The organism is Streptomyces kunmingensis (assembly GCF_039533535.1).
Lineage (GTDB): Bacteria > Actinomycetota > Actinomycetes > Streptomycetales > Streptomycetaceae > Streptomyces > Streptomyces kunmingensis.
In genome coordinates, this window is record NZ_BAAATS010000067.1 from 83,987 (window position 1) to 94,365 (window position 10,379).

Sequence of the window (10,379 nt, forward strand, 5' to 3'; positions counted from 1 at the left end):
GCCCTGGATCCGCGCCGTTGATGCCTTCGATCAGTTGTGCAAGGAGTGCAGGGTCACGCCCTGCACGACGCGGTTGATCTCACCCGAGGGGAACGGGTTGTCGGGCCGCAGGCCCCGGGCCTGGGAGGCGCGCAGGGCGATGAGCTGGGCGTACACCACGGCGGACAGCGCCAGGGCGACATCCTCGACGCCATCGAGGCCCGGCAGCGGCCAGGCGTCGGTGCCTGTGCCCTGCGTTCCCGCGCCGGAGTCCGCGGAGACCGTGACGACGCTGCCGCCGGGCAGATTTCCGCGCAGCTCCGCATAGATGTCCTGGTCGTACTTGCGGGTGTACGGGTCGTTCGACATGTACACCACCGCGACCGAACGGTCGTTGAGCACCGCCTTGGGACCGTGCCGGAATCCCAGCGAGGATTCCGCGACGGCCATGAGCGTCCCACCGGTGAGCTCGAGCACCTTCAGCGCCGACTCTTCGGCGAGGCCCTTCAGCGGGCCGCTGCCGAGGAAGACGATCCGCTCGGGCGCGCGCTCCAGAAGGGCGCCGACGGTGCGGTGGACAGCGCTGTTCTCGGTGATCGACTCGACTGCCCGGGCCAGGCGTTCGGCGACGCCGTCGTAGACGCTGCCGCCCAGGGCGAGCAGTGCCGCGAGCGTCATGCACGTGAAGCTCGATGTCATGGCGAAGCCGCGGTCGTTGGACCCGGGCGGCATCAGCAGCACGTGGGACTTCGGCAGCTCCGCGTGTTCGCGCGCCAGGCGGCCCTGCTCGTTGCAGGTGATCACGAGGTGGTGCACCTCGGAGAGGACCTGGTCGGCCAGGGCGGTGGCGGCTACGGACTCCGGGCTGTCACCCGACCGCGCGAAGGAGACCAGCAGCGTGGGAACGTCCTCGGCGAGAGAGCCGCGGGGGTCGGCGACGAGGTCCGTGGTCGGTACCGCGTCGACACGCCGTCCCAGGCGCCGGGCCAGGGCGGGCTGGAGCACCTGGCCGGCGAAGGCGGAGGTGCCGGCGCCGGTGAGCACCACGCGCAGGTCGCCGCGGGCGACGAGCGGACGCAGGAAGGCGTCGAGCGATTCCCGGGAGGCCGCGACGATCTTGTCGACCTCGCGCCACAGCGCGGGCTGTTGGGCGATCTCGCGGACGGTGTGGGCAGCGCCGTCGTCCAAGGACAGGGTGCCGGAGGGCGTGGTCACACGTGCTCCTTCTGGTTCGGGTGGGAGGCGCGGTCGTAGTCGCGCAGGACGTCGCGGACGTGGTCCACGGCCAGGTCGCGCGGCCGGGCGGCGAGCTCGCCGTGGCGGACGCGGGCGTACTGGAGCGGAAGATGTGCGCTGAGCAGCGGCAGGGGGATGTCCACGGCCGAGAGGTTGTCCAGCAGCCGGGCCTGGGCCTTTTCGATCTCGGGGTCGGGCCAGTAGTAACGCATCCGGTCGCTGTAGCTGTAGCGGCGTGCGAGGCGCTGCTCGGCGGCGCCTCCCGGGTAGTAGCCCTCCCATTTGGCGGGCTCGGCGAGCATCCGCTCCTCGACGACCTCGGCAAGGCGTGACCGCTCGGCGGCCGGCACCAGTTCATCCTCGATCGCCGCGAGGGCGAACAGCGCCTCGCGCAGGGCGAAGGTCAGCCCAGGGCCCACCTTGAGGACCGCCCAGTGGTCCTCGACCAGCGCGGTGAGCGCCTCGGCGGTCTGGTAGTCGGTCGAGTGGGCCTCGTAGACCATGGTGGGCTCGTCGTCGAGGACCTGGCGCAGCTCCTCGGTCAGCTCGCGCCGGTACTCGACGACCTGCACATGGTCGAACTCGACGGCCGGCTGGACCACGAGGGCCATGACGCGCGGCCAGACCTCGTCGATGCCGTGCTGGGCGAACGCCTTGCGGTGCTGCTCCAGAGTGGTGCGCGCGGCCTCGGGCGTGGTCGGGACGAGCGCGTCGAGCGTCTCGTGCGCGCCGCCGGGTGTGGGTACCTCGGTACCGATCACGTACCGGATCCGCTCGGCCTGCTCGGGGCCGGCCGTCTCCTCGGCCACCCGGATCAGCCGCGCGGCGCGTTCGGCGACCACGTCGTCCGTCAGCGGCAGGGGGTCACCGGCGCACGCGAAGCTGCAGTCCAGGTGGATCTTGGTGAAGTCCGCCGCCACGTAGGCGGCGACCAGGGCGTCGGCCCGCTCCATCGCCTCGTCGGGCGTCAGGGACTGCCACCGGTTCGGTCCGAGGTGGTCGCCGCCGAGAATCACTCGGTCCAGTGGCAGACCACTTTCGGCGGCGATGCCGTACACGAGGTCGCGGAAGTCCGCGGGCCGCATGCCCGTGTAACCGCCGTACTGGTCGACCTGGTTCGAGGTCGCCTCCACCAGTACATGACCGCCGGTCTCCCGTGCTTGCACCACGGCTGCCTCGATGACCAGCGGATGAGCCGAACACACCGAGGTGATGCCCTGCGGCTGCCCGGCCTTCTGACGCCGGACCACCTCGCTCAATGGGCTCTGCATTGCCAACCCCTTACTCAACGTGCATCTCAAGCCAATGTGCCGTCATGGCCTGCGGCTCATTTCGGACAGTACTGGTCTTACTTAGGGTCGTCAATAGTCTTGTTCTGGTATGCAACTGGTATTACTCAGCCGAGCCGACAGATCCGCGGCGATCGTCCAAGTCCGGTTGGCGATCCTTGCAGTCCGATTGGTGACCGTTTAGGTCTGGTTGGTGATGGAGGCCCGGAACCGGTAGCGGTCCCCCCGGTAGACCTGGACGGTCAGTTCGATCGGGCGGGATTCCTGATTGGACGTCAGCTGGGTCGCGACGAGCATCGGCATGGTCTCGCCGATCTCGAACAGCTCGGTCTCCCGTGGCGTCGGGTGGCGGGCCTCGACCGAATAGTCGGCGACGCGGGGCAGCTGCGGCGGGTCGGCGGCGCGCAGGGTGGCGTAGAGCGAGGCCGTGTTGAAGTCCGTCTCGGCCAGGGCCGGGCAAGCCGCCAAGGGGAGCCGGTTGTGCTCGAGCACGACCAGCAGACCGTCGAGGAAGCGCAGTCGGTGGAGGTCGAAGAGGTCGGCGCCCGGAGCGATCCGGAGCTGCTCGGCCTCGGACACCGTGGCCGGGCGGACGGTGGCGGAGAGCACCTTGCCGGCCGTCGTCAAGCCGTTGGCCTGGGCATAGTCGGCGAACCCCTGGACCTGCGGGGCCGCCGAGGCGGACGCCATCGTCGCCTCGGGGAGCAGACCGAGCTCGGCGACGAACCACCCGCGCGACGACGACGGCCGCACGATGCCCCGCGACTCCAATTGCGCGAGGGCCGCTCTCAGCGTCACGCGCGACACGGCGTACCGCTCGACCAGAGCCCGCTCGGAGGGCAGCCGGTCACCGGGGCGGGCGGCAGCGGCGCGCAGGTCGTCGAGCAACTGCGTGGCTGTGCGCTCGTACAACGGGAGGACGTCGTCCCCGAACAGACCTCTGGGCATCGGCGTTTTCGCATCCGTCATACCAGAAACATACCAATCCGATCGCCCGAGCGAACCCTCGTCCAGGCGGCCCACCCGTTGACATGCCACTCGAATACCACTTACGTTCTCGAAGCAGGCCACCCGGTGATGAAGAAGTCGCCCGTGAGCGACCTTTCGTTTCGCCGCGCCCCGGACGCCCTCCGGTGATCGAGGCAGCATTGTCGGAGCTCACCGGGGATGGCCTCGCACTGCCGCCGGAGGCGACCTCGCACCGGGGTGCCCGTTCGGACGACACGCCGTCCCCCGACCCCACCCGACCCCCTGCGAAAACCGGTGGCAGACCAGGCATCGACCAGCCTTACGGACGGTCGCTTCGTCGCGAGCAGGCGGCTCGACTCCGACGATCCACAACGACGGACAAAAGGCGGCTGCCCCAGTCGGGCACGCACGACCGAAAGAGAGTTCGACATGACGGACATGAACCGGCGAAGCGTACTGAAGGTGGCGCTGGGGGGTGCCGGCCTGGCCGCCCTCCCCGCCGTGGCCATGGGCGCCTCACCCGCGGCCGCCGCACCGAACTCGGGTCCTGACCTCGTCGGAGTCGGCGACACCTCCATCACCCTGGAGTTCGACGACCAACTGCGCAGCCGGGTGGCGCTGAAGGGCGTCGACCTCACCCGCTTCGACGCCGGCGAAGCCCTGCTGGTGGGCGATAAGGCCATCGAAGCGTTCGCCTACCGCGGACACCGGACCCGCAGCACCCGGCACCCCCGCCACGGCGCGGGCGTCCGGGTGACGATCGAGGGCACGTCCAAGGAAGGCCTGCACAAGGCGGTCGAACTGACCTCCTTCGAGCGTCTGGCCGGCATGATCGTGATGAAGGTGACCTACACCAACAGGTCCGCCACTGCGCTGAAGGTCACCGGGTGGCGCAACGGAGCCCACGAACTCCTGGAGACCCCCGGCGGCTTCTACACCTTCTCCGGCACCACGTACACGGACCGCCGCGACTGGGTGATGCCGGTGAAGGACGGCTACGTCCAGGAGAACTCGCTGGGGATGGACTCCTCCGACTACGGCGGCGGCACCCCGCTGGCGACCGTTTGGCGCCGGGGTGCGGGCCTCTCCGTCGGACACGTCGAGCCCGTGGCGACGATCTTGCGCATGCCGGTCCGCAAGACGGCCGCCGGAGCGAGCATCGCCATCCAGGACGACACCGCCCGCACCCTGAAGCCGGGCCGTCGGCTCAGCACCGGCACCACATTCCTGACCGCCCTCCCGGGCGACCACTTCGTGCCGCTCCAGCGCTACCGCGACTACATGAGTGACATCGGCCAGCGCGCCCCCGAGGTCCCCGCCTCGGCCTTCGAACCCATCTGGTGTGCCTGGGGCTACGAGCGCGACTTCACCATCGAGCAGGTCACCGGAACGCTGCCGAAGGCGCACGAGGTCGGCCTGCGCTGGGTCGCGCTCGACGACGGCTGGCAGACGAACGAGGGCGACTGGGACATCAACACGGCGAAGTTCCCGCGCGGCGAAGCGGACATGCGGGCCTTCACCAAGCAGATACGGGACGCCGGCCTGCGACCGCGCCTGTGGTGGGCCCCGCTGGCGGCGGACCCCGACAGCAACCTGTTCCGGGACCGGCCCGACATGCTGCTCCTTGACCGCGACGGCAACAAGCAGGACGTCACCTGGTGGGACGCCTACACCCTCTGCCCGGCCTACCAGCCGACCGTGGACTACTTCGTCGAGCAGGCGAAAAGGTTCATCGGCGACTGGGGCTACGAGGGGCTCAAGATCGACGGCCAGCACCTCAACAGCGTCGCGCCCTGCTACAACCCGAAGCACCGGCACGCCCGCCCCGAGGAATCCACCGAGAGCGTGGCCCGGTTCTGGAAGGCGATCCACGAAGCCGCGCACGCGGCGAACCCCGACGCCCTCGTCGAACTCTGCCCCTGCGGCACCGCCTTCGCCTTCCACAACCTGCCCTACGTCGACCAGTACCCCAGCTCCGACCCGGAGTCCTCCTACCAGGTCCGCAGCAAGGGCAAGTCGATGAAGGCGCTGATGGGCGCGGGCAGCAGCTACGCCGGCGACCACGTCGAACTGAGCGACGGCGGGAACGACTTCGCGTCCTCCTACGGGGTCGGAGCCGTCCTGTCGACCAAGTTCACCCTCCCCGGAACCGGAGCCCCGGACAAGGCGACCGACCTCACCCCGGAGAAGGAGGTCCTCTGGCGCAAGTGGGTGTCCCTGTACGAGAAGAACATGCTGCCCACCGGCGAGTACCGCGGTGAGCTGTACGACATCGGCTTCGACAAGCCCGAAGCACATGTCGTGGCCAAGAAGCGGACCCTCCACTACGCCTTCTACGCCGACCAATGGGACGGGACGGTCGAGCTGCGCGGTCTGGGCCGCACGCGGTACCGCCTGACCGACCCGTTCACCGGCAAGTCACTCGGAACTGCCACTGCTCAGCACAACACCGTGCAGCTGTCCTTCGAGCGGTTCCAGCTCATCGTGGCCGAGCCCATCGGCTGATCAGCCGGGCGGGGGGCCGGGTGGCCGGGGGGCCGGGTGGCCGGGGCAACGCTCTTTGATCATGCGCGTGGCGTGCCACAGGCTTGCCGGGCCCCCGCCTCCCCACCTGTGACGTGGAGTCCCGCATGCCAGACGGACCGGCGCACCGCTCTCGACCTCGTGGGGCACGGCTTCCAGGAGATCCCTCGGCGCGGCACCCGATTCCAACGGCGAGTCACACACAGGACAACACCGCTGAAACGCTCGCCCGACGAAGCCGGATCGCTCAGTGCCGTCCGTGCACTCGTCCGGGGCTGACGTCGCGCTCGTCGCGCATGGGGATCCAACCCCCCACGGGCGTGAAAGTGCCCAGCCACCGTGGCCACTGTCCTCGGGCGATGGAGCGCAGCATTGGCCGCCTCATGATCCCGTCCCGCCCGCGTCCTCAGCGATGAACCGCAGTTCAGGGTGGGCCGGGTCGGGCCTCGGCGTCCCCGGCGGCAGTACCGGGCGCAGTGCCTCGAACACCTGACGCAGGGTCTCATCCGAGAACTCCGCGATGCTGGCGGTCGCCTGGAGGACCACGCCGCCCGCAGTCAGGGGCACGACCGAGTGAAACGCCCCGGATGCCCGAAGCCCCGCGGCCCCGCCCAGCCGATCGATGAGTTCGGCCGGGCAGACGGTGGTCCAGGAGTACCCACGCAGAAAGGTCCGCGCCTCAACGACCGACCGCCTGACCTTGCGACCGAGTACGAGATCCAGCCCCGTGTGCTCGATGCGCGGCTCGTCGTCCGCACCCAGCCGTGCGAAGGCGGGCCCCACTCCGTCCAGTGCGGCGACCAGGAACCCGACCGCACGCGCACAGGAGGCGGGATCGTCCGGCGCGGCCTCCGTCTCGTCGAACAGGAGCGACGCCTCCGCGTTCGGCCGTCGCACGATGATGCTGGAGCTGTGCACTTGGGCCACCGGCTTGTAGGAGCGCTCCCGGTGGAAACGCACATGCGCGGTCTCGGGGGCTCTCAGCAGTTCCGCGCGCATCGCGGGCCACCGCGCGGAGACCGGCGAGAAGTCCTGGCGGGACGAGCTTTCGTCGGCCTGGGTCCCGGCGTACGAGGCACCGATCCCTTGCCGGTCCTCCGCCGTGAGATCGCGTAGCGGACCGTCCAGGGCGGCTCCGAACCACGCGGCGAGCCCACTGCCGACCCCGCCTTCGGTGTGTGCGTCGAAGGTCGCACTCGCCAGCAGCCTCACCGTTCGTCTCCCTCCCTGTGTCGTCGCGGTCCTTCGCGCGTGGCTCGCTCACCCGTCGTCCGCTCCGGCCCGTCGGTCTCCCACGGGCCCGAGAGTGCGTCGGCACAGTCGCCCGCCGCGCTGACGGCGAGGCATATTCACGGACTGCCCACGACGCTACTCCCCCGGCGGGACCGCCCGACAGCCCTGGGTCGAAGCAGAGCAGAGCGCAGCCGGACTTGCGGGCCGCGCGGTAGGCACGGTGCAGGCCCTGCCCGACCGCGCGCCGGCCCGGTGGTCTGCCGCACACAGCGCAGTTGATCAGGTGATCGACGTAGGGCGCGGCTCGTTCTGAGTGAGGTCGTCGTCAAGCGGCGAGCAGATGTCCGGCTGTTGGTGGACACACCGGGGCATCCTCGGCGTGCGGCCGATAGACCGTGCGAGACGGGGCATCGGCCGCCATCCCCTGAACGGCCGCGGTCCGCTGCCGTCATTGTCGGTCGGTTTCTTTCCAACGGTCGCGCGGTCCGGTAGGAGGCGGCAGGCTGGGCCGCTGCCTGTGCGGGTGCGCACAAACGGGTGCGCACAAAGCGGGAGGACGATCGTGGCCGGGGCCGATGACAGCCGACGGGTGGGCAACCTGCCGGCGGTGAAGACCAGGTTGGTGGGCCGCCGTGCGGAGCTGGCGGAGATTCAGCGGCGGTACGGGCGGGCGGCGACCCGGCTGGTGACGCTGACCGGAGTCGGCGGAGTGGGCAAGACCCGGCTGGCGCTGGAGGCCGCAGACGTACTACAGCACCGGTTCCGGGACGGGGCGTGGCTGGTGGACCTTTCGCCGCTCCGCCAGGGGACGGTGCTGGCCCACGTCATTGCTGAGGCGCTGCCGCTGGCCGACCAGACCACCCGGCCCATGCTCGAAGTCCTCGCCGACTTCCTCGCCGAGCGGGAACTCCTTCTCGTCCTGGACACCTGCGAGCACCTGACCGAGGCCTGCGCGACGACCGCCGATGCACTGCTGCGGGCCGCTCCACAGCTGCGGATCCTGGCCACCAGCCGCCGTGCCCTGAACGTCTGCGACGAGCAGGTGTTCACCGTCCAGCCGCTGGCGGTACCCGAGATCGAGGACGATCCGCAGGGCGAAGCGGACGCGGTGACCTTGCTGGCCGAGCGGGCCGCCGAGGCGGTGCGCGACTTTACTGTCACCGACGCCAACCGGGCCGACCTGGTCCGGTTGTGCCGCCGCCTGGACGGCCTCCCCCTGGCCATCGAACTGGCCGCCGCCCGCCTTCGCGAACTCCCTGTACAGGAACTGACCGCACGGCTGGAGGACCGCTTCGCCGTGCTGGGCACGACCGACAGGGTCGTGGACGATGCCGAGCCGCCCTGGCATCAGGCGCTGCGCACCGCGATCGGCTGGAGCCACCAGCTGTGCACCCCGGCCCAACGGCTGCTGTGGGCGCGGCTGTCGGTGTTCGCCGGAAACTTCGACGCCGAGGCCGCCGGACAGGTCTGCGCCGACGAACGGCTTCCCGACAATCAACTGCCGCAACTGCTCGGCGCGCTGGTCGATGACTCGCTCCTGATCTGGCAGCCGACCGGGGGCGGGGAGCGGTACCGGATGCTGGACAGTGTCCGGGAGTTCGGCGCCCACTGGCTGCACGGTCTGGGCGAGGAGACCCTGCTGCGCCGACGGCACCGGGACTACTACCACCGGCTGGCCCGCCGAGGCTGTGCCGAGTGGGCCGGTCCCGACCAGGTCCTGTGGTGCGACCGCGCCACCACCGAGCACGCCAACATGCGGGTCGCCATGGACTTCTGCCTGACCGAGCCGGACGGTACTGCCCTGGACATGGCCGGGTGCCTCGGGTTCCTCTGGCGTCACTGCGGGTTCCCCCGGGACGGGCAGCGGTATCTGGATCTGGTGCTGACCCCGGACCCGCGGCCCGGCCCGGAGCGTACCTGGGCGCTCTTCGCCCGCGGCTCCATCGCTTTCGCCCGGGGAGACCTGCAGGCCGGCAGCCGTTGGGGCGAGGCCTGTGCTGACGCTGCCGCGCGCCCGGGCTACGAGGACCCCGACGCGGCCGTCGCAGCCGCAGCCGTCCTCGGGATGAGCCTGGCGATGCGCGGAGAGCTCACGCGCGCGGCCAAGGTGCTCGACGCCGCTCCGCAGGGGCCCGTACGGGACGTCCGGTACAGGATCGCCCCGCTCCAGGTCCGCCTGAGCCGCTTGTACACCCACCTCCACATGAGGGAGTTCGACCGTGCCCGGGTCGTGGCCGACGAGCTGCGCGCGGACTGCCGGCGATACGGCGAGCGCTGGGTGTGTGCCTACGCCGACTATCTGCGTGCCCTGGTGGACCTCGCGCACGGGAAGCCGCACTTGGCGGCGGAGCACGCCCGCATGGCGATGGAGGGGCATTGGCTGCTCCACAACAGCACAGGCACCGCCGTGGTCCTGGACGCCCTGGCCTCGGCGGTCGTCGCCGACGGCGACGGGGAGCACGCGGCATGGCTGCTCGGGCTGGGCCAGCACGTCTGGCGGACCCTCGGCAGCACGCACATGGACTCACCAGGACTCATCGCCATCCGCCAGGCATGCGAGCACCGCACCCAGCAGGCCATCGGCGACACGAGGTACGAGGCAGCCTTCCGCAAGGGCCTGGAGAGCAGCATCGACGAAGGCATCACCTCAGCATTGCAGCAGGCGTGATTCCAGCCGAACCCACTCCGCATCGGACAAGAGGGCTCCTCTGCAGTGCGCCCTTTCGGGCGCGCTCGTTGCAGATCGCGGTGGTTTGCCGAAACGTCGTGTCCAGGGCGCAGGTTCTCGGTCGCCAAGGCAGGCGCCCCTCACTGCTTCGGAGCCTCACAGACGACGCGGTACAAAACTCAGGTGGCGCTCGCGGCCCTTTCCCGGCGTCGGACAGCCATCTGGTTCACCTCATCGGGCAACGCGGCCAACTGGGAGCCGGACGGCCCCTCCGCGAGGCGGGAACGACTCCAACTGTTCCCACTCCGCGTTCGTCGGAGCCCCACGGCCCGTACCACCGGAGTGACCCCAACTCCCCACCCGCGTACGGAAATCCGAGAAACGTCGCCTACTGAGGTTCTCGTTAGTTCTGTGGTGTTTCTGGATGGATTGTCAGTCTGGTGTGGGTGAGGAAGGACCACGGGAGCTGTTCGTCGCAGCAG

6 protein-coding genes are annotated in these 10,379 nt (G+C 70.0%); 2 read left to right on the plus strand and 4 right to left on the minus strand.

What is annotated here, in order from left to right; all coding sequences use genetic code 11:
- Positions 1–30: 30 nt before the first annotated feature.
- From ABD366_RS42370 to ABD366_RS42380, 3 genes are all read right to left on the minus strand, one after another.
- A complete protein-coding gene (locus ABD366_RS42370) occupies positions 31–1,194 on the minus strand; it encodes an SIS domain-containing protein (RefSeq protein ID WP_324768805.1) in 1,164 nt (387 codons plus the stop codon).
- Positions 1,191–2,486, minus strand: coding sequence for a D-tagatose-bisphosphate aldolase, class II, non-catalytic subunit (locus ABD366_RS42375; RefSeq protein ID WP_324768804.1), 1,296 nt, complete (start codon positions 2,484–2,486; stop codon positions 1,191–1,193). Before ABD366_RS42375 ends, ABD366_RS42370 begins: the two co-directional genes overlap by 4 nt.
- Before the next feature lie 198 nt (positions 2,487–2,684).
- Positions 2,685–3,473, minus strand: coding sequence for a GntR family transcriptional regulator (locus ABD366_RS42380; protein ID WP_324768803.1), 789 nt, complete (start codon positions 3,471–3,473; stop codon positions 2,685–2,687).
- Positions 3,474–3,902: 429 nt separating this feature from the next.
- On the opposite strand from ABD366_RS42380, the gene ABD366_RS42385 reads away from it, so the two are divergent.
- Positions 3,903–5,978: a glycoside hydrolase family 36 protein gene (locus ABD366_RS42385; protein ID WP_324768802.1), complete on the plus strand. Its 2,076-nt coding sequence runs from the start codon at positions 3,903–3,905 to the stop codon at positions 5,976–5,978.
- Between the two features lie 399 nt (positions 5,979–6,377).
- On the opposite strand, the gene ABD366_RS42390 is transcribed toward ABD366_RS42385, so the two are convergent.
- On the minus strand, positions 6,378–7,208 hold the full coding sequence (locus ABD366_RS42390; protein ID WP_324768801.1) for a hypothetical protein: 831 nt from the start codon (positions 7,206–7,208) through the stop codon (positions 6,378–6,380).
- Positions 7,209–7,836: 628 nt separating this feature from the next.
- Between ABD366_RS42390 and ABD366_RS42395 the strand changes: the two genes are divergently transcribed.
- The gene (locus tag ABD366_RS42395; RefSeq protein WP_324768800.1) at positions 7,837–9,897 is read left to right on the plus strand and encodes an ATP-binding protein; all 2,061 of its coding nucleotides are present in this window, start codon (positions 7,837–7,839) and stop codon (positions 9,895–9,897) included.
- Positions 9,898–10,379: the final 482 nt, after the last annotated feature.